19 protein-coding genes are annotated in these 19,104 nt (G+C 60.2%); 6 read left to right on the top strand and 13 right to left on the bottom strand.

Annotation, left to right across the window (positions count from 1 at the left end; translation table 11 throughout):
• Positions 1–15: 15 nt before the first annotated feature.
• On the bottom strand, positions 16–378 hold the full coding sequence (locus JDEN_RS02680) for an NADH-quinone oxidoreductase subunit A (protein ID WP_015770832.1): 363 nt from the start codon (positions 376–378) through the stop codon (positions 16–18).
• 727 nt (positions 379–1,105) lie between these two features.
• Here JDEN_RS02680 and JDEN_RS02675 point away from each other — a divergent pair.
• Positions 1,106–2,446, top strand: a complete 1,341-nt coding sequence (locus JDEN_RS02675; RefSeq protein ID WP_015770831.1) for a glycoside hydrolase family 6 protein — start codon at positions 1,106–1,108, stop codon at positions 2,444–2,446.
• 120 nt (positions 2,447–2,566) lie between these two features.
• Here JDEN_RS02675 and JDEN_RS02670 read toward each other — a convergent pair whose 3' ends face one another.
• Positions 2,567–3,274: a demethylmenaquinone methyltransferase gene (locus JDEN_RS02670; protein WP_015770830.1), complete on the bottom strand. Its 708-nt coding sequence runs from the start codon at positions 3,272–3,274 to the stop codon at positions 2,567–2,569.
• 51 nt (positions 3,275–3,325) lie between these two features.
• Between JDEN_RS02670 and JDEN_RS02665 the strand changes: the two genes are divergently transcribed.
• On the top strand, positions 3,326–4,684 hold the full coding sequence (locus tag JDEN_RS02665) for an isochorismate synthase (RefSeq protein ID WP_049754505.1): 1,359 nt from the start codon (positions 3,326–3,328) through the stop codon (positions 4,682–4,684).
• Between the two features lie 32 nt (positions 4,685–4,716).
• Here the strand turns inward: JDEN_RS02665 and JDEN_RS02660 are convergent, their stop codons facing one another.
• The 4 genes from JDEN_RS02660 to JDEN_RS02645 form a co-directional block, all read right to left on the bottom strand.
• A complete protein-coding gene (locus JDEN_RS02660) occupies positions 4,717–6,126 on the bottom strand; it encodes a S1C family serine protease (RefSeq protein ID WP_015770828.1) in 1,410 nt (469 codons plus the stop codon).
• A gap of 118 nt (positions 6,127–6,244) precedes the next feature.
• On the bottom strand, positions 6,245–8,068 hold the full coding sequence (gene menD, locus JDEN_RS02655) for a 2-succinyl-5-enolpyruvyl-6-hydroxy-3-cyclohexene-1-carboxylic-acid synthase (protein ID WP_041288091.1): 1,824 nt from the start codon (positions 8,066–8,068) through the stop codon (positions 6,245–6,247).
• Between the two features lie 21 nt (positions 8,069–8,089).
• On the bottom strand, positions 8,090–9,046 hold the full coding sequence (locus JDEN_RS02650; protein ID WP_015770826.1) for an o-succinylbenzoate synthase: 957 nt from the start codon (positions 9,044–9,046) through the stop codon (positions 8,090–8,092).
• Positions 9,047–9,055: 9 nt separating this feature from the next.
• A complete protein-coding gene (locus tag JDEN_RS02645) occupies positions 9,056–9,655 on the bottom strand; it encodes a TetR/AcrR family transcriptional regulator (RefSeq protein ID WP_049754406.1) in 600 nt (199 codons plus the stop codon).
• A 155-nt stretch (positions 9,656–9,810) separates the two neighbouring features.
• Between JDEN_RS02645 and JDEN_RS02640 the strand changes: the two genes are divergently transcribed.
• Entirely contained in the window at positions 9,811–10,764 is a 954-nt protein-coding gene (locus tag JDEN_RS02640) for a 1,4-dihydroxy-2-naphthoyl-CoA synthase (protein WP_015770824.1), read from the top strand.
• A 13-nt stretch (positions 10,765–10,777) separates the two neighbouring features.
• On the opposite strand, the gene JDEN_RS02635 is transcribed toward JDEN_RS02640, so the two are convergent.
• Together JDEN_RS02635 and JDEN_RS02630 are read right to left on the bottom strand one after the other, a co-directional pair.
• Positions 10,778–11,059 carry a hypothetical protein gene (locus JDEN_RS02635; protein ID WP_015770823.1) on the bottom strand — a complete coding sequence of 94 codons (282 nt, stop codon included), beginning with the start codon at positions 11,057–11,059 and terminating at the stop codon, positions 10,778–10,780.
• Between the two features lie 62 nt (positions 11,060–11,121).
• Positions 11,122–12,249: a DUF3048 domain-containing protein gene (locus JDEN_RS02630; RefSeq protein WP_143713226.1), complete on the bottom strand. Its 1,128-nt coding sequence runs from the start codon at positions 12,247–12,249 to the stop codon at positions 11,122–11,124.
• A gap of 77 nt (positions 12,250–12,326) precedes the next feature.
• Here JDEN_RS02630 and JDEN_RS02625 point away from each other — a divergent pair, with 77 nt between their 5' ends.
• Together JDEN_RS02625 and JDEN_RS02620 are read left to right on the top strand one after the other, a co-directional pair.
• A complete protein-coding gene (locus JDEN_RS02625) occupies positions 12,327–13,427 on the top strand; it encodes an AMP-binding protein (RefSeq protein ID WP_015770821.1) in 1,101 nt (366 codons plus the stop codon).
• A gap of 12 nt (positions 13,428–13,439) precedes the next feature.
• On the top strand, positions 13,440–14,318 hold the full coding sequence (locus tag JDEN_RS02620; protein ID WP_015770820.1) for a 1,4-dihydroxy-2-naphthoate polyprenyltransferase: 879 nt from the start codon (positions 13,440–13,442) through the stop codon (positions 14,316–14,318).
• Positions 14,319–14,346: 28 nt separating this feature from the next.
• On the opposite strand, the gene JDEN_RS02615 is transcribed toward JDEN_RS02620, so the two are convergent.
• Complete coding sequence (locus JDEN_RS02615) at positions 14,347–14,619, bottom strand: DUF4229 domain-containing protein (protein WP_015770819.1); 273 nt, start codon at positions 14,617–14,619, stop codon at positions 14,347–14,349.
• 31 nt (positions 14,620–14,650) lie between these two features.
• Here JDEN_RS02615 and JDEN_RS13350 point away from each other — a divergent pair, with 31 nt between their 5' ends.
• Positions 14,651–15,118 carry a PLDc N-terminal domain-containing protein gene (locus tag JDEN_RS13350; RefSeq protein ID WP_015770818.1) on the top strand — a complete coding sequence of 156 codons (468 nt, stop codon included), beginning with the start codon at positions 14,651–14,653 and terminating at the stop codon, positions 15,116–15,118.
• A gap of 38 nt (positions 15,119–15,156) precedes the next feature.
• Here the strand turns inward: JDEN_RS13350 and ccsB are convergent, their stop codons facing one another.
• Genes ccsB through JDEN_RS02590 form a run of 4 tightly spaced genes read right to left on the bottom strand, consistent with a single transcriptional unit; the run spans position 15,157 to position 19,090 of the window.
• Positions 15,157–16,062 carry a c-type cytochrome biogenesis protein CcsB gene (gene ccsB / locus JDEN_RS02605; RefSeq protein ID WP_015770817.1) on the bottom strand — a complete coding sequence of 302 codons (906 nt, stop codon included), beginning with the start codon at positions 16,060–16,062 and terminating at the stop codon, positions 15,157–15,159.
• Between the two features lie 32 nt (positions 16,063–16,094).
• Positions 16,095–17,693 (bottom strand): cytochrome c biogenesis protein ResB, encoded by a 1,599-nt coding sequence (resB, locus tag JDEN_RS02600; protein WP_015770816.1) that lies wholly within the window; start codon positions 17,691–17,693, stop codon positions 16,095–16,097.
• Complete coding sequence (locus tag JDEN_RS02595) at positions 17,694–18,470, bottom strand: cytochrome c biogenesis CcdA family protein (RefSeq protein WP_015770815.1); 777 nt, start codon at positions 18,468–18,470, stop codon at positions 17,694–17,696.
• On the bottom strand, positions 18,470–19,090 hold the full coding sequence (locus tag JDEN_RS02590) for a TlpA family protein disulfide reductase (protein ID WP_015770814.1): 621 nt from the start codon (positions 19,088–19,090) through the stop codon (positions 18,470–18,472). The genes JDEN_RS02595 and JDEN_RS02590 overlap by 1 nt, the downstream gene beginning before the upstream one ends.
• Positions 19,091–19,104 lie beyond the last annotated feature (14 nt).

Below are 19,104 nucleotides of genomic sequence, written 5' to 3'. Positions count from 1 at the left end.
TGCCTGCCTTTCTGGTTAAGCCCAGTCGAATCCGCCACGGCGCCACTCGTACAAGAATGGCACGGTGATCAGGGCGAGGAAGGAGAGCATCGCGACGACACCAAAGGTTGCCAGGTGCGCGAAGTCGACGGCCCACGGGTAGAGGAAGATGATTTCGATGTCGAAAACGATGAAGGTCATTGCCACGAGGTAGTACTTGACAGGGAATTTCCCACCTTCTGCGGCGTGCGGTGTGGGCTGGATCCCGCATTCATAGGCTTCTAGTTTGGCTTTGTTGTATTTCTTTGGGCCGATGAGAGCGCTCGCTACCACCCCACCGATAGCCAAGATCAGGGCAATGCCCATGAGGATGAGAAGCGGGACGTAGGGGTTTGTCATGGCGTTCCTACCACCTTGTCGCGGGAAGAGTGGGGGCGTGCGGGTGGGCGTGACTCAACAGGCTGATGCCTGGGTGGTTGCGTGTCCAGCCTCTGCTCTGGACAGCGCCACGGACCAGTTCGCCGTTGACTGTCATAACCTCTCCCAATCCTTTGCCACCTGTTCACACTGTCAGTGGGACCGAAGTCCCAGTGCGTCCGCACTGGTGGGCGGGCGCGCAAGAAGGTCGTCTTCGACCACTGCGGAGGCCTGTGAGAGGAGCCACAGGCACCGTTTCATACTGTAGCCACGATCACACAGCATGTCCGCTTAGGCTTACCTCACCTGTCCTGCCCGAGGTGCTAAAACTCGCACTATTCCAAGGAAGGGCTCCGGTGAACCAACACGCCGAACCGCGAAGATTCCGGGGAACCCTTCACAAGAATCTCACATAGCGGGCGGGCCGGCTTTGCTCTTCACCCGCATCACGCATCATAAAGTGTGGGGCAGATCACATTACCGTCGTCTGTGAACAGGGACAGAAGTCACCTCCCACACGACAGGCAGCACGCTCACCGAACAGTCAACGAACTGAAACGATTCACACACTTCCCCCACCACCGGTGCACCCCCGTACTCTTGCCCGTACCACTATGACGCCACCGAGATGGCGACTTCTCCACCTGGACGAACACCCCCATCACAGTCATAGTCATGAGGTACGCGCTCAACACCAACTGGAGGTTTCATGAGACAGCGCACGACATCGCTCCTCACCACAGCAGCACTTGTGGGAGCAGGACTCATCCCAGCAGCACTCCTCACTGCCGCACCAGCACATGCCGCAGCAGGATGCACGGTCGACTACAGCATCGCTAGTCAATGGCCCGGTGGCTTCCAGGGGGCAGTCACCGTGACAAACACGGGCGACCCCATCAACTCCTGGGAAATTACCTGGAACGAACCAGCCGGCCAAAGCATCGCCCAGGCGTGGAACGCCACGGTCTCCCAAACCGGAAACACCGTGACAGCAGGTAACGTCTCCTGGAACGGCGCGCTTGGTACCAACGGAAGCACAAGCTTCGGATTCATCGGTCAAGGTTCCTCCCCCACAGCCCCCACCGCCTTCACGCTCAACGGCGTCGCGTGTTCCGTGGACGGCTCCCCAGTCACACCACCAGACCCCGAGCCAACCGACCCAACCGACCCAGTCGACCCAGACCCAGACCCCACCGACGAGCCAGCCCCAAACCCCAGTGCACTATTCCTCGACACTGACACCCAGGCCTACGAGGCATGGCAAGCCGCAAGCGGATCTGACAAAGACCTTCTGGCAAAAATTGCCCTCACCCCCGCAGCACGATGGATTGGCGACTGGGACTCCAACTCAGAAGTCACTGAAAAAGTTCGCCAACTCACCACTGACGCACACGAAGCCGGGAAAAAGGCAGCCTTCGTGGCGTACGCAATCCCCGGACGTGACTGTGGCAACCACTCCTCAGGAGGGGTAGCCACCAGCGAATACGCCAACTGGATCAACGCTGTTGCCCAAGGGATCGTGGGGAACCCCCTCATTGTGCTCGAGCCCGACGCGCTCCCCCAACTCGGTGACTGCGATGGCCAAGGCGACCGCGCTGGATACCTCGCCTACGCAGCACAAACACTGACAAACGCAGGTGCAGAGGTTTACATCGACGCCGGAAACAGCGGCTGGAAAACAGCAGAAGTCATGGCAGAACGCCTCCAGCAAGCAGGAATCGAACACGCTGCAGGGTTCTCCCTCAACGTCTCGAACTACCACACCACCGCAGACTCCGTTGCCTACGGACAGCGCATCTCCGATCTCATCGGAGGGAAAAAGTTCGTTGTTGACACCTCACGCAACGGCAACGGATCCAACGGCGAATGGTGCAACCCCTCCGGACGTGCACTCGGTGAACAACCATCACTGAATGCTTCGGGTGCCCACCGCGGAAACTTGTGGATCAAACTGCCCGGCGAATCTGACGGTTCCTGCAACGGTGGCCCCGCAGCAGGTCAATGGTGGCAGGCAGGCGCACTAGAACTCGCACGTAACGCCAAGTGGTAATAGCCGCATCAACTCAGTGAGGGTAACGAATCGTCAGGATGCCTCACCCACATCCAGAAACAAAGGCGGGTCGTGAGCACCGGTGCTCACGACCCGCCTTTGTTTTGCCCCGCAGTCACCTCATTGACGCTCACTGTGAGGTTTCGCAGCATGGTGCAAAGCTACAATGCCTCCGCTGAGGTTTCGGTAACGCACAGGACGGTAGCCCACACGCAGCATCAAGGCCCCCAACGTTTCTTGATCAGGCCAGTGGGCAATGGACTCAGCCAGGTACGAATAGGACCCCGAATCTGAGGTGATCGCCCCTGCCACCCGCGGCAGCGCCTTCATCAGATATTCGGAGTACACGGTGCGCATCGGACCCCACGTGGGTGTGGAAAATTCACACACAACAAGCCGCCCGCCAGGACGCAACACCCGGAGAATCTCGGCGAGCGCTGCGTGGGTGTCGGCGACGTTGCGCAGGCCAAAGGAGATGGTTGCGGCGTCGAATGATTCGTCGGCGAAGGGAAGTTTCATGGCGTCGCCGGCGATGAAGGGCAGGTCGGGACGCCTGCTGCGGCCTACTGCGAGCATCCCGGTGGAGAAGTCGCAGGGGATGACGCGTGCTCCTGCAGCGTCGAACGGGAGTGAGGAGGTGCCGGTTCCGGCAGCGAGGTCGAGGATGCGTTCCCCGGGTTGGGCGTTGACGGCGTCGACGGTGGCGCGACGCCAGCGGCGGTCTTGGCCGAGGGAGATGATGTCGTTGGTGAGGTCGTAGCGGCGGGCGATTCCGTCGAACATCGCGGCGACGTCGGTGGGCTTTTTGTCGAGGTCGGCTCGTGGCATGTGCTCATTATTGCAGACCGGTTGGTGGCGCTGAGCGTTACAGTGGGGCTTGTGAATCCTGTTGATCGTGTCGCGTCGTCGTCGTTGTCGTCTGGGAGTGTGTCGGGGCAGGTGCCGAGGTTGGTGGCGCATACTGTTTCGGTGGAGCCGTTGGGTGAGGGTGTGGATGCCCTGTTGGCGGTGTTGCCTGGTTCTGGTGCGTTGGCGTGGGTGCGTCGTGGTGAGGGGTTGGTGGGTTGGGGTGAGGCTGCTCGGGTGGTGACTTCTGGTCCGCAGCGGTTTGAGGCGGCGCAGGCGTGGTGGGCGCAGGTGCGCGAGTTGGCGGTGGTGCGTGACGATGTGCGTCGTGCAGGCACGGGCTTGGTTGCGTTTGGGTCGTTTGCTTTTTCGTATGCGTCTGCTGATGAGTCGGTTCTTATTGTGCCGAAGGTTGTGGTGGGGCGTCGCGGGTCGTCGTGGTGGTTGACAACGATTTGTGCGGAGGATGCCTCGGGTCAGACCAGTGCGCATGTGGATTTGTTGGCTGCGCATTTGGATGAGGTGCGTCACCATGACCCGGTGGTGTCGGCGGGGTCGGTGTCGTTTTCGGATGGGTCGGTGTCGCGTGCGCAGTGGATGGACATTGTGGCACAGGCTGTCGGGAGGATTCGTGGCGGTGAGCTGGACAAGATTGTGCTGGCTCGCGATGTGGTGGCTACTGCCGAACGTCCTATTGATACCCGATTTTTGTTGACGCATTTGGTGTCTGCGTATCAGGGGTGTTGGACGTTTAGTGTGGGGGGTTTGGTGGGGGCGACCCCGGAGTTGCTGGTGCGTGCGGAGCGCGGGTTGGCAACGTCACGGGTGTTGGCGGGCACTATCCAGCGGACGGGCGATGATGAAACCGATACTGCTCGTGCCGGGTTGTTGGCGAAGTCATCAAAGGATCTCGAGGAGCATGAGTATGCGGTGATTTCGGTAGCGGAGGCGTTGGCTCCTCACTGCACGTCGTTAAATGTTCCTGAGTCGCCTTTTGTGCTGCATTTGCCGAACGTGTTGCATTTGGCCAGTGATGTGACTGGGGTGATTGATCCGCACCGTCATGAAACGTCGTTGTCGTTGGCGGCGGCGCTTCACCCGACTGCAGCGGTGTGTGGCACACCGACTGTGCGGGCTGCTCACATGATCGCGGACATTGAGTTGATGGACCGTGGCCGGTATGCGGGCCCGGTGGGGTGGATGGGTGGTGATGGTGATGGTGAGTGGGGTATTGCGTTGCGCTCTGGCCACCTTGACCCAACCGATGCCAGGGTGATGCGCGTGTTCGCTGGGTGCGGCATTGTTGCCGCGTCAGTCCCAGCTGATGAGTTAGTTGAGACTGACGCGAAGCTCGCTCCGATGGTGTCGGCGTTGCAAGGTGGGGTGGCGTAGGTCCCTGACCTTTGCCCTTGTTCTTCTCCGGGTTACCCTTGACGTCCTGGACGCTGACCAAAGAGGTCGTTGAGGTCCGGGATGTTGTTGGGTTGGGTGGAGTCTGGTGTCGTGTCGTCGTTTTGTGGTGCGGTGGTCGCGTTTTCGGTGCGACTAGCCAGGGTCACGGTCACGGTGCGGGTTGTGCCGTCACGGACCACTTCTACCGGGACTTGTTGGCCTGATTGAAGTTCGCGCACGAGACCAGTCAGCGATTCAGCTCCGGTCACAGGTTTGCCGTTCAAAGAGATGATGAGGTCTTGAGCGGTAATCCCGGCATTGTCTGCTGGGCTCCCGTCACTGACTTCTGCCACGAGCGCGCCTTGGCGGGTGGCACCGTCGACTTCTGCGGTGCCGTCCGTCATGGACACACCAAGGAAGGCATGTTCTGCTTCGCCGTTGGCGATGAGTTGGTCACCAATGTTTTGCGCCAAGTTCGCGGGGATCGCGAATCCGAGTCCGATGGACCCGGAACTTCCGGACATTCCTTGCGACATTGTTGCAATAGACGAGGTGATTCCGATGACCTCGCCTTGGGCGTTGAACAGTGGCCCACCGGAGTTACCGGGGTTAATGGCGGCGTCAATTTGGATGGCGTTGGTGACGACGAGGGTTCCGTCTTCTGTTTGGGCTGTCGTTACGGGCCTGTTGAGCGCAGAAACGATCCCGGTGGTTGCGGTTTGCGACAGGCCAAGGGGGTTTCCAATGGCGATGACTGAGTCTCCGACAGTGACATCGTTAGAGTCAGCGAAGATGGCGGGGACGAGGTCTGCGGGCGGGTCTGTCAGTGTGATGACAGCAAGGTCGGTGGCTGCGTCAAGACCTGTGATCGTTGCGTCAAAGATCCGACCGTCGTCCAGAGTGACCGTGATCGTGCCTTGTTCACCTGATTCCACAACGTGGTTGTTGGTGAGGATCCGCCCGTCCGAGTCAATGATTACTCCGGACCCTTGACCTGACCCGCTTTGAGCGTCGACCTCGATGGCTACGACTGAGGCTGAGACTGCCGATGTGACTGCCTGCCAGTCAGGGTTGGTGGACGTGGAGTGGGCGACAGGCGCGGTCGTTGTTGTGTCTTGGGTTGCTGCGGTGGGGGCAGGTTGAGCCGGTTCGTCTTGTTGTGGCCATGCGTTGATCGCGGTGGCAGTCCCCAGCGATGCAAGGATCGCAGTGAGAACAGCTGTGGTGGTGATGGGCAGCCAGAGGCGTTGCCGTGGAGTGTGTGCCCTGGGTGCCTCGGGGGCGGCGGGAGGCGGGGTCGGGATGCTTGGTGGTGGTGGCGGTGTCGCAGGTAGCGACGTGGTGGGTTGGGCATCAACAGGCAACGATTGTTGTGCGCTGGTGGGAGTTGGGGCACCGTTGTGGTGGTCTGAGTGTGGTGTGGTGTTTTCTGGTGTAGTCATCATGTCCTCCTTGTGTCACTACAAGAAAACACCGGTGGACTGACATGGCGCCCAAAACTGCCTGGGAGTTCACTTCAAAAACTGTGAAAAGCCTTATAATTGCTGGTCACAGCGGTGTTCACTGTGAGAGAAGTGCATCAAGGTTTCCTCGTTCTTCCCGTGAGGTGACGACCTCGACGACGTGAATCCCAGCAGGCTTGACTGTGAGCATGCCACCGAGGTCTTCTGGTGTGTTAACCCGCTGATAGGTGGCCCCGTACCCGCGGGCAAGATCGTCGATGCGCGCGCCATGCGGGGTGGCAAACACTCGTTCCAGCAGGGCTGGGTCGCCGCTGCGGGCATGTTCAAGCCCACCAAAGATCGCCCCACCGTTGTCGTTGAGGACAACAATGGTCAACGACACGGGGGGCTCTTCTGGGCCAATGACAAGACCATTGATGTCGTGGAGGAAAGTGAGGTCACCAAGGACCAAGACAGTGTGACGGTCGGGCGAGGTCAAGGCGATGCCCTGCGCTGTCGAGACAGTGCCATCAATTCCCGCCAACCCACGGTTCGCGTACACCTGCACGCACGCAGGAACAGGGGCGACGCGATCAATATCGCGGATCACCGAGGACGCCCCCACCATGAGGATGTGCTGGGGGGTCACACTGGCCACGAGCGCGCGCACATACTGGTATGGCGCTAAGTGCCCGGGAGCGGAAAACTGTTCCTGTGCGTCCAGTTGCTCGGAAAGTTGAGTGAGCAGGTCGCTGCCGGCCTGCTGCCACCGAGACAGCCAGGTGGCGTCGGTGGACACAGCGGTTGCGGAGCGAAGGTGAGGGGAAAGAACAGAGAACGGGATGACTGCCGTTGCTGTCCCCGTGGGGTCTGTCCATTGGACCCGGTGATCTGGTGCGATTGTCAGCTGTGGGGCGCGACGCATCAGCGCAATCGCATCACGACTCAATGTGGGGTGCCCCACAACAATAACGTGCTCAACTTGCTCGACCAACGTACGGTAGACGCTGCTGATGGGGTGTCCTGCACGGGCCAGGATCAGCGCCCCACCAGCAATGGTTGGCGCTGCCCCGTTGACCCCTGACGAGGGTTCAGCGAGGATCGGCCACCCATACCGCTCAGCGATGTCAATGATCTGGGTGGGGGCGGTGTCACCCGCGAGGATGACCGTGCGTGTGGTGGTGCGAAGACCGTCAATCACATCATGTGTGACGTCAGTGTTTCTTGTTTGGCCAGCGGTGATGGAGGCATCGTTCGGTGGGTAACTGGACACAAACACAGTCCCACCGTCTAACCCGTTGGCGCGCACACGTTGTGCGCGGCGGACAAGTTCCTCACGTTGCTCAGATGATGGGGCAAGCGGGTCTCGGAATGCCACATTGATGTGCACGGGGCCACGAGGGCCCCCAACCGACCCCACCGAGTAGGCCACCGCCCGGTTCACTGCGTTTCGGGTTGCCTGCGCATCGGCTGGTGTCATGCCGTCCACTCCCGCGAACGCTGGTATGTCAGTGGACCAGCGCACGGCACACCCAAACATCCCTGGTTGGGTCGTTGTCTGGTTGGCACCGGTGCCACGCAACTCAAAAGGTCGGTCTGCAGACACCACGATGAGGGGCAATCCGCTGTGGTCAGCTTCAAGCACTGCCGGATGTGCGTTCGCGACCGCGGTTCCTGATGTCATGGCCACAATAACTGGTCGACTCGGATCCGCTTTGGCCATCCCTAACGCGACAAACGCGGCGCTTCGTTCGTCGATGCGCACATGCAGTGTCAGCAACCCAGCCTCATGGGCAACCGCTGCGACATACGCCAAAGGCGCGGACCGAGATCCTGGCGAAAGAACCACGTGGCGTCCACCAAGCGCCACAAACTGGGTGATCAGCTCCCACGCCGTGCTCAACGACGTGGGCAACTCAGCGGACAGGTCAGGCGCAGACATAGCCATAGCCTAACGCCCTGTTCACGCGAGTGGCGGCAGGCCTGCGAGCGCGGCGACTCGGTGGACACGCTGTTCCCACCAGGTGCGGACGGTGGGGGGTGCTGCGGTGGTGGTGAGAGTGTGCGGTGTGGGTTGGGCTATGGGTAGGTTCATCATGCCGTTGGTGGGGGTGAGGGGTGTGGGGACGGTGTCGGTGGTGAACAGTGAGGTGGTGGCCAGTCCACAGGCGTAGTCGAGGGTGGGGAGGCTGGCGGCAAGTTGGAGTCCGTAGGCGATACCGACCGATGATTCCAGGGCGGAGGACACGACGACGGGCAGTGCAAGTTCTTCGGCGAGTTCGAGGCAGGCGCGGATGCCGCCGAGGGGTTGGACTTTGAGGATCAGGATGTCGGCTGCGTGTGCGGCAACGACGCGGTGAGGGTCTCCTGTGCGGCGGATGGATTCGTCGGCGGCGATGGGGATGGTGGTGCGGCGGCGTAGGGTGGCGAGGTCCTCGACTGTGGGGCAGGGTTGTTCGGCGTATTGGAGTCCACCGGCGGCTTTGTCGAGGTGGCGTAGGTTGTGGAGGGCGGTGTCGGGGTCCCAGGCGCCGTTGGCGTCGATGCGGATGTGTCCGGTGGGACCGAGTGCGTCACGGACTGCTTCGAGGCGTTCTTGGTCGTGGGCGAGGGTTTGACCAGGTTCTGCGACTTTCACTTTTGCGGTGGTGCAGCCGTGTGACGCGAGGACGCGGGCGTGGGCGTGTTCGGGCGTGGTGGCGGGGATGGTGACGTTGACGGGGATGCGAGTGCGGTGGGTTGGTGGTGGGGTGAGGTGTGCTGCTTCCCAGGCGCACCGGTACCAGGCGGTGGCTTCGGTATCGTCGTATTCCTCGAAGGGGGAGAATTCTGCCCACCCGTGGGGACCGTGGGTGAGGACGCCGTGGCGGGTGGTGATGCCGCGGAAGCGGGTGGTCAGGGGCAGGGAGTAGACGTGCACTCCTCTACTTTATGCGGGAATGGCGTGGGCGGGGGTGGCTGCGTCAAGCAGGAGGGTGAGTTGGTGGCGTGCGGTCTCGCGGGGGGTGTCGTGGTTTCCCAGGGAGCGGAGGGCTGCGCCTTCGACACAGGCGATCACGGTGTCGGCGGTGAGTGGGAGGCCTAGCGCGGTGATGAGGGTGTCGACTGCTTGTCGATGTGTGGCCCGGTAGGCATCCAGGGTGGGGGTGGAGGCGTGGTTGCGTCCTTGGCTGATGAGGTGTTCGTAGTGGCCTCGCAGGGCGGTGTCGTCGCCTGGGGGGAGGATCGCATCGACGATCACTGCGCTGTATTCGTCTGGTGTGTGTGGCGGGTTCATAAGTGCTTGGGTGACGCAGGTGACTGTGTGGGTGGTCCACGATGACCACATGCGTTCACCGGCGGCGGCGAGGAGGTCGACGAGGGAGGTGAAGTAGTAGGTGGTTGCCGCGAGTGGCACCCCAGCGGTGTCTGCGACTCGTCTGTGGGTGAGGTAGGAGGGCCCGTGCTGGGTGATGAGGCTGCGGGCAGCGTCGATGATTGTGTCTCGACGGGCTGTTCCACGCGTTTGTCGTCGCGGTTGGGTGGTCATGTCGTCACTGTATGTGCCGCTCATTGACGTTGTGTTTCACATCACCCTGGTGAGGTATCAACTATGTAACGAGCTGGGTGGTTTTGTTGACGGGATGTTAACCGGTGTTCGCGGTTGGGGTCCTATGTGGGGGTGTTGTGTTTTAGAGTGGGGTCGTGAGCGAACTTCCTACCACTGTGTCTGACACTTTTGATCCCACTGTGTGGCGCACTGTTGACGGGTTTGAGGACCTGACTGACATGACCTATCACCGTGGTGTTGACCGATCTGGGGATGGGGAGGTGGATTTGCCTGTTGTGCGGGTGGCGTTTGATCGCCCTGAGGTGCGCAATGCGTTTCGGCCGCACACGGTGGATGAGTTGTCCCGAATTTTGGATCATGCCCGGATGACGTCCAGTGTGGGCACGGTGTTGCTGACCGGTAATGGACCCAGCCCGCGTGATGGTGGGTGGGCTTTTTGTTCTGGTGGGGATCAACGGATTCGTGGTCGTGATGGCTACCGTTATGTGGCGGACAACAGCGCTCAGACGGCTGATTCGATTGATCCTGCCCGGGCGGGGCGGTTGCACATTCTTGAGGTGCAGCGTTTGATTCGGATGATGCCGAAGGTGGTTGTTGCCTTGGTGAGTGGGTGGGCTGCGGGGGGTGGCCATTCGTTGCATGTTGTTGCTGATTTGTCTATCGCCAGCCGCCAACATGCCCGGTTTATGCAGACCGATGCGAACGTGGGTTCCTTTGATGGTGGGTACGGGTCAGCGTATTTGGCGCGTCAGGTGGGGCAGAAGCGTGCTCGGGAGATTTTTTTCTTGGCCCGCGAGTACAGCGCTCAGGATGCCTTGGACTGGGGTGCAGTCAATGATGTTGTTGACCATGAGGATTTGGAAGCAGCGGGGTTGGAGTATGCCCGGATTATTGCCACCAAGTCGCCTCAGGCTATTCGTATGCTGAAGTACGCGTTCAATTTGCCTGATGACGGACTCATGGGGCAGCAAGTGTTCGCAGGTGAGGCGACACGGTTGGCGTATATGACTGACGAAGCTGTGGAGGGGCGTGATGCGTTCCTTGAGCGTCGTGACCCGCAGTGGGATCAGTTCCCTTACTATTTCTGAGGTGTTGGCGAGGCTACAGCCCGGACAGGACACCTCCGAACCAGGTGATGAGGTGGGCTGCAAGTTGCGCCCCCGCAACAATCAGTGCTCCGGCAATGACGAACGCGGTGGCCACTGAGATCACTGACGAGCCGTGGAGTGGGGTGGCATCCGTGGGGGTGGTGCCATCCTCGTCATCGTGGCCGTCAGGGTCTGGCAGCGGCTTGTACCCCTTGATGGGGTGGGAGGTCACTCGCCGTAGCCCGTAGTTGGGTGCGTAGGGTGGGGGTGAGGGGTCTTCCTCGTCAGTGGTCATAGTGACATGATGTCAGCGCGCACGTTTCCTTGCCTGCCCATTCACCCTAGATCAAGGAAACGTTACTTGACCGTGACGGTCCCTTTGCCTTGTGGGAGGAGTTCTACCCACGTGTTTCCCGGCGCCAACAGCAGTTCGTCACCGTCAGTGGTCCGCAGCACCAACGCTGATGACTTCTTCTTTTTGTGCCACGTCCCGCGCACCACATGTCCGTGTGACCACACTGTTGCTTTCCCGGTTCCGGTTAACACATAGTCAGGTACAGGGGCATTGTTCTGGGCATTAAACCCTGAATCAATGTGTTTGGCTTCAATGACCACCACATTCACTGCAGACAATTGACCGGCAGTTGCCGAGACGTGCGCACTGCCGCCTTCGAACCGCATGAACGTCTTGTCATCACTATTCCACGTCCAGGACGGTGCAGACAGCGACGACATGACTAACGACGCCCCATTGGACCGGCGCCCCTGAGTAACCGCTGTGGCTGAAGCCGCATCAGGAGCAAACGCAAACTGCTCCTTGGGTTCGGAGGCATACTTTTTTCCCACCAAACCCGCCATCTTTGTGGTGTCACCATACAGATTGTGGGGTGCATAGCGGCCGCGGGCCCGCCACATCGACCCACTTGCGTTGTTTTCATCAATTGTGGTCACCGTTGACATTCCACGGGCGAGCTTGAGGATTCCGGATTGACCACCCGAGTACACCAACGCCCCGCCCAGCGGCGCAACGACTGTCGGGTCCATAGGACGCACACTTCTAATTGGCCCCACATCACGCCCATAGCGCGAATGAAACACAGCAATCAACCGAGACACATCAAACTCAACAATGGTCTCCCACACCACATCAGCGTCTTCAAGTCCGGATTGCGGCCGGGCGGATGCTGAGTTCTCCACTTTCACCGACACCACTGGGCGGTCGGTATCCTTTGATGTTTCCCGCCCCGTCAACGGCCACACGGGCGTGACCTCTGGTTCTGGTGGCGCAGACTTCGACATCTGCGCATCAGGAGTTGTGGTCGCCGTCGCAGTGACTGTTGGTGCAGGTTCTGTTGTGCCGCACCCAGCAACTGCCACCATGCTGGCCGCCGCGACCAGAGCAGAAACAACCTGGACACGAACGCGACGCTCACGCCAACGCCGACCGTCGCCCACCACACGGGACACTGGACTCACCACATTCACCACACATGCTCCTCACAAGCAGGGACAACAACCACGCGTACTTATCGTCAGTCTATGACTGTGCGTAACCTAGTTCAGTGAACTTGTCTGCCCCGCCACCAGATGGCTACAGCTATGACGCTCTCGCCACGCTCCTGCACGACCCCAGCCACGCACAGGTATTTGTTCCTACCTCCGGCAGTACCGGGAGTGCAAAAACGGTGATCATTCCGGCAACAGCACTCATCAACGGTGCGCAGGGCACCGCACACCACCTTGGTGGCCACGCCCAATGGCTCCTGGCATTACCCACCACACACATCGCTGGGATCCAAGTTATCGCCCGCTCCCTCGTCGCTGGAACACGCCCAGTGTCCGTGGACCGCACAGCTGGTTTCACCCCCACCGCTTTCCTCCAAGGCGTGTCACGCTTGAACCACACATTCACCGCAACATCGCTCGTACCCACCCAACTGGACACCCTCCTCTTGGACCCGGACCACGTGCGGCGCAGTGAAAGCATCGCGGCCCTCCGTTCCTTCAACGCCATTCTTTTGGGTGGAGCAGCCCCTACATCTCACCTGTCTGCCACTATCACGGAACTGAAATTACCCGTGACCCGCACCTACGGCATGTCAGAAACAGCAGGCGGATGCGTGTACGACGGCACCGCACTGCCCGGGGTCACAATCAAGCTCACCCCGGATCAGCGCATCATGCTCACCGGACCCACCCTTGCGAGCGGTTACCTTGACAACCCCGCCGCAACCGCAGCAGCATTCCCCACAATCAACAACACCCGCTGGCACCTCACAAACGACCTTGGCACCCTGACAGGCGGACGTCTCACGATCACCGGGCGCATCGACGACATCATCAACACTGGGGGCGTCAAAGTCGCCCCTGCCCCCATTGACGATGCGCTCCTGACTGTGCCCGGCGTCACCGGCGCGTGCACGGTAGCGACCCCCCACCCGCACTGGGGTCAAGCAGTCACCGCTGTCATCACCGTCTGCGCTGACAGCGAGATTCCCACCCTCAACGCAATCCGCACCGAATTGTCCCGTAGTCTTAACGCGGCACAACTCCCGCAACGACTACTCATCACCACCGATTTTCCGCTCGGTCCCAGCGGAAAAATCAACCGACGAGCAGTGGCCGCGTGGGCCACCAACACTGTACGTGAGCAAGGACTCTGAAAGGGCACCTCCATGGCGACCATGAGCGAATGGATCAGTGGCGCACGGCCACGCACACTCCCCGCAGCAGCAGCCCCCGTCCTCATCGGGGCAGGCGCAGCCGCACACATCAACGCCTACTCCCCAACACTCACCCTCCTTGCACTTGCCGTCGCCTTCGCCCTCCAAATCGGGGTGAACTACGCCAACGATTACTCCGACGGTGTCCGGGGAACAGATCTCGACCGCGTTGGCCCCTTGCGATTAACCGCATCAGGTGCTGCCCCAGCCCACACCGTGAAAATAGCCGCCTTCCTTGCCCTAGGGGTCGGTGCAGCTCTTGGGCTTGTCATCCTGGCCCTCACCGGGCATTGGTGGCTTGGCATAGTCGGTCTCGCTGCCATCGCAGCAGCCTGGTTCTACACCGGTGGTCGCCGGCCCTACGGTTACGCCGGCTACGGTGAAGTGGGTGTCTTTGTGTTCTTCGGGCTCGTCGCCACGCTGGGAACACAATACATTCAGGCAGACACCGTCACCTGGCCCGGGGCTCTCGGCGCAGTCGGAGTCGGACTCATCGCCTGCGCTCTTCTCATGGTCAACAACATTCGTGACATCCCCACCGACCACCTAGCCGGCAAACACACCCTCGCCGTAAAACTTGGGGAACACCGCGCACGATCCACCTATGTCGCCATGATCTGGCTACCGCTCATCATCGCTGTCATCCAAGGATTCTGGGTCCCTTGGACCTTCCTCACCCTGCTGCTCCTCGTCCCCGCCACCATGCTGGCGCTTGCCGTGCGTGTTGGGGCACGAGGGAAACTCCTTATCCCCGTCCTTGCGGGAACCGGACTCTACGAACTGGGCTACGGGATACTCTTTGGTGGTGCACTCGCCCTTGCCGGTTCATAGCCCCGCTGGAGCGACACTGCCAGCAACGCTACTGTGCGAGCCCGTCCTCATGAGCGTTGTCTTCCTGGGCGCCCTTTCCACAACGCTTTGACGATGCTCGCGCAGAGTGATGTTCGCTACGCTCCTGGAGGTAGCGTGCTGCCGCATCGCGTGGACCACGAAACAACAGGTAAGACAGCATCATCCCTAACACAATGGCCAACAGCCACAAGACAAGACCGCGTGCGCCTGCCTCAAAAAGGCCCCAGGCGCACAAGAGAATAAGACCGATACGGATCAGAGAATACACAACGAGTGGCACAGTCCCAGCCTAAACCGTCTAGGCTAGTTTCATGCTTCGTGCTGTGTTGTTCTTCGCCATATTTTTGTCCGCCCTGTACTGCCTCATTGATCTCATCAACTCTGATGAACACAAACGTGGTGGTGCGCCAAAATTCTTGTGGGCGGTTGTCATTATTTTGCTGCCGCTTCTTGGTCCTTTGATCTGGATTGTTTTCACCTCCGGTCGTTCTGGAACAACCCCGGTCCACCCGATGCGTGGATCTGGGCGCGGGCCGGTTCGTCCGGCAGGTCCCAGGGCGCCTGACGACGACCCTGACTTTCTGTGGCGGCTCGCCCGCGAACAACGAAAGAACGGGACAGGCCCGTCAGCGGGTTCACCAACCACGTCATCACCATCATCACCGAACCCGCCGCAGCAAGGCCCACCACAGTCGGATTCTTCCACCCCCGATGAGGACGACCATGGAGACGAGCCACCTCACACAGATGACCCACACAGCGATGCCCCCCGCCAGTAACGGCGAGGGGCATTGCCCGTTGATAAGGCCCAGAGTTCTTACTGTGGGAGTTGGGCGTAGGAGTGGAGCCCGTCAAACAAAATGTTGACGCCGGTGAAGTTAAAGAGCACAGCGGCATACCCCACCACAACAAACCAGGCAGCGCGTTGACCATCCCAGCCGCGAGTGGCACGTGCATGCAGGTAGGCGGCGTAGATGACCCACACAATGAAGGACCATACTTCTTTGGGGTCCCAGTTCCACGCTCGACCCCACGCGTCATTAGCCCACACAGCGCCACCAATGATCGTGAAGGTCCACATGACAAAAGCCACCGCGTTGAGGCGGAAAGACAACGCCTCAAGCCGATCAGGGGCTGGAAGGACAGCACGCCACGCCCACCGTGGGGTATTGCCTGCTTCAGTTGCCCGATTCCACGCAGCACGCATCAACTGCAGCACCGAAATAATGAACGCCACAGTGAACAACCCGGTCGCTAACACTGCGATACCCACGTGGATAACAATCCAGTACGACTGCAACGCTGGTTCCACACCATCAGCGTCGATGTGGAACGCTTGCAACCCCACCATAAGGAAAGTGATCGCAAGAACAGTCACAAAGACACCAAGAAACCGGATCTCTTTCCATAGGTTGACCACGAGGAAGACACCCACAGCGGCTAGTGTTCCAGTCAACGTAAATTCATACATGTTAGCCCACGGCACCCGGCCTGCCGCGAACCCTCGCACAATCGCGGCAACCAGGTGAAAGAGCACCCCCACAGTGGTTAAGGCCATGGCAATACCCAGCGCCCGAGTCGACCGACCCACATAGGTAGGGCGTTCATCAGAGCGCACATTCTCGGCGACTTTCGCCAAATCTATGGCGAACGCCACCATCGCGAGCGTGTACGCGCTGACCGTTCCCCACACAAAGTAATCACTCAGTTCACTGAGATTCATGGTGATGCCTTTCCTTATCCCGCACTGTGACCCTACAGTTCACGGGTTCGTTGTCGTCGAGCGGTAGCGCCAGTTGCTATGGCCCATGCTCGGTCAATCTCAAAAGTCAGTCCTTGGTCCTCACCACGCGCCAACGCGGCCATCTCCACGATGACCCCATTCGCATCGTCAGATGTCACCCGAGCCCACACCCGGCGCCGCGGCACAAACAAGGACAGTGCCACCCCAACTAACGCGAGCACCGAGAAAACCAACAACCACGGCAGCATCGGGTCCGCACGCACATCAAAAGCAGCGTAACGAACAGTGTCCTCAAACGTGATTGTGCCCAGACCTTGCGGAAGATCAACGGTTTCGCCCTGCGCAAGAATGACCGGAGGAGTTCCTGCCGCAGTCCCCGCCACGGGGGTCATCCGGTTCGTTGAAAGTTGGTAGACATTCTGCGGAATCCCCTCATCGAGACCCAGATCCCCGACGTACAAATCAAGAACAAGATAGGGATCAAGCGCCTCGGGGTACAGCGAACGCACTGTGTCACCAGTGAACTGCGCAGTCGGCAACAAGTACCCGTTGAAGCCCAACTGGTCTCCCGTGGACACATCTGGAACCTTAATCACCCCCCGCGAGGTGTACTGCGCATCTTCTGGGAGGAACGTCACAGCACCAGAAAACGCCACCTCACCCGCCGCATCACGCACCGTCACCACCGGGGCATGCCCATTGCCCATGAGGTAAATGTTCGCCCCATCAACATTCAACGGTGCATTGACCTTAATGGTCCGCTCAGCGCGCTGGCCGCCACTGTCAGTCACCGTGACAAACGCGGTGAAATCTTCCGCCTTCGAATCAGTGACCCGAAACGAGGACGTGAAGTCATCAAGTGTGACCCGGAAGTTCGGCATAATCTCATCACGGAACAACGACCCAGACTCAAACGTGTCGTAGGCGACCTGGGCGTTCACAAACCCCCGCCCCACCTGCACAATGGCCTGACCGCGATACTCCACCGCCTGACCCACCCCAAAGCTCACCAAAATCCCCACGAGCGAGATGTGAAAAAGCAGGTTCCCCGCCTCCCGTGCATACCCACGCTCAGCGGCAACCAACCACTGGCCATCGTCCCCCTGGGAAGAATCCACCCGAAACCGACGCCACAGACGCCCCCCGCGCAGCGCCTCAGCAATCCGAGTCGCCGCACCAGCAGCATCGACATCTTCCCAGGCGCGCACACTGTGACCAGGAAACCTCGTCAACACTCGCGGAACACGCGGAGGCGGCATGCGCAATGCCGTGGCATACACACCCACCCGCGGAATAATGCACCCAATCAGGGATGTGAACAGCAGGAGATAGATCGCAGAAAACCACGGTGACGAATACACCGAAAAGAAACCCAACCGATCCAACCACACCGCCGAATCAGGATGGTCGGCAACATACTGAGCAGTGGCGACCGCATCTTGATCCCACTGCGGAAAGACAGAGCCCGGGATCGCGGCCACAGCAAGCAACATCAACAGCAACAACGCAACCCGCATCGACGTTAACTGCCGCCATAAAAACCGCAACCAACCACCCACTGACAACTCAGGAGCAATCGGCGCCTGACCACGAGACTGACTGTTCGCCATCTACACCACCGTCCCTGTCCCGCCAATCCACAACGACATCTGGGAGGACAACCACGTCCACACACCAGTCACCAGCGCTACCCCGAGGATGGTCAGCATCAACCCGCCTGCCACCTGCACACCACGACGGTGACGTTTCAGCCACGCTAATACCGGTCGGGAACGGTTCAGGGCCACACCCAATGCGATAAACGGCAATCCCAACCCCAAAGAATACGCAACCGCCAACAGCGCGCCGCGCTGCCACGTGCCTTCCGACAACGCCAACGCGTTGATCGCCACCAACGTGGGGCCCAAACACGGAGTCCACCCCAACCCGAACACCACACCTAACACAGGGGCTCCCCACAGCCCCGCCCGAGGTGTCACATGCAGACGCGCCTCCCACTGAAGCCGCGAAAAAACCCCCATAAACGCCAGTCCCATGACAATGACGAGCACCCCCAACACCTGAGAAATGATGTCAGTCCACTGGTTCAGTGCCGCACCCACCGCTCCCGTGAGAACTCCCGCAGTGACAAAGACTGCCGTGAAACCGACCACGAAAAGGAGGACACCCCACACCACACGCCACGACGCCACGCGTGACCCAACACCGGGGCCAGGGGTCACATTCTGAGCTGCCAACCCGGAGACAAACCCGATGTAGCCAGGAACGAGGGGAACAACACACGGCGAGGCAAAAGACACTAGCCCGGCCAGAAGAGCAACAGGTAACGCCAGCACCATTGACCCAGAAAAAGCTGTCGTCGCAAAGGCGTCACCAATCGAGGACATCACGGGGCATCCACACCCGAGGCGGCACGCACATCATCAATCAACCCATTGAGTGTCGCTTCGCTGACCTCACCCAAGACGCGAGCAGCAACTCGCCCCTGCTCGTCAACAATCACCGTGGTGGGCACTGCCTTGACAGGGACCACCCCCGACAACGCAGCTGTGGCAGCACCATCAACATCATGAAGGCTCGGCCAGGTCACACCATGTTCACGTTCAAACGCTGCGGCCGTCCCGGTGTCATCGTGGCGATTAATCCCCAAAAATTGCACACCATCATCAGCGCGGGCGCTCGCCACAGCAACAAGGTCATCCGCCTCCGCCCGGCATGGCGGGCACGCGGCGTACCAGGTGTTGAGGACAACGATCTGCCCTTGCCACTGTTCAGTAGTCACCTGATCACCAGTCATCGACACACCTTCCAGCACAACTGGGCCAGGGCGGTCAGCGGGATCCCAGGTCGTGATCGACCCATCGCCCGATTGGTAGCCCTGCTGGACCACATCAGTGGAATTACCGGATTCCTGGGCGCAGCCGACCACGCCACTGGCAGTAGCGAGGGCGAGAAGAACTGCAATAACGGGACGTTTCATGGGGGTGAACAAAGCTGGGGAAGCCACGATGGCACTCTTTC

The sequence above is a fragment of the Jonesia denitrificans DSM 20603 genome (genome assembly GCF_000024065.1).
In the GTDB taxonomy this organism is placed as follows: domain Bacteria; phylum Actinomycetota; class Actinomycetes; order Actinomycetales; family Cellulomonadaceae; genus Jonesia; species Jonesia denitrificans.
Note: the sequence above shows the minus strand (reverse complement) of the source record. Positions and strands in the feature narration are given on the sequence as shown.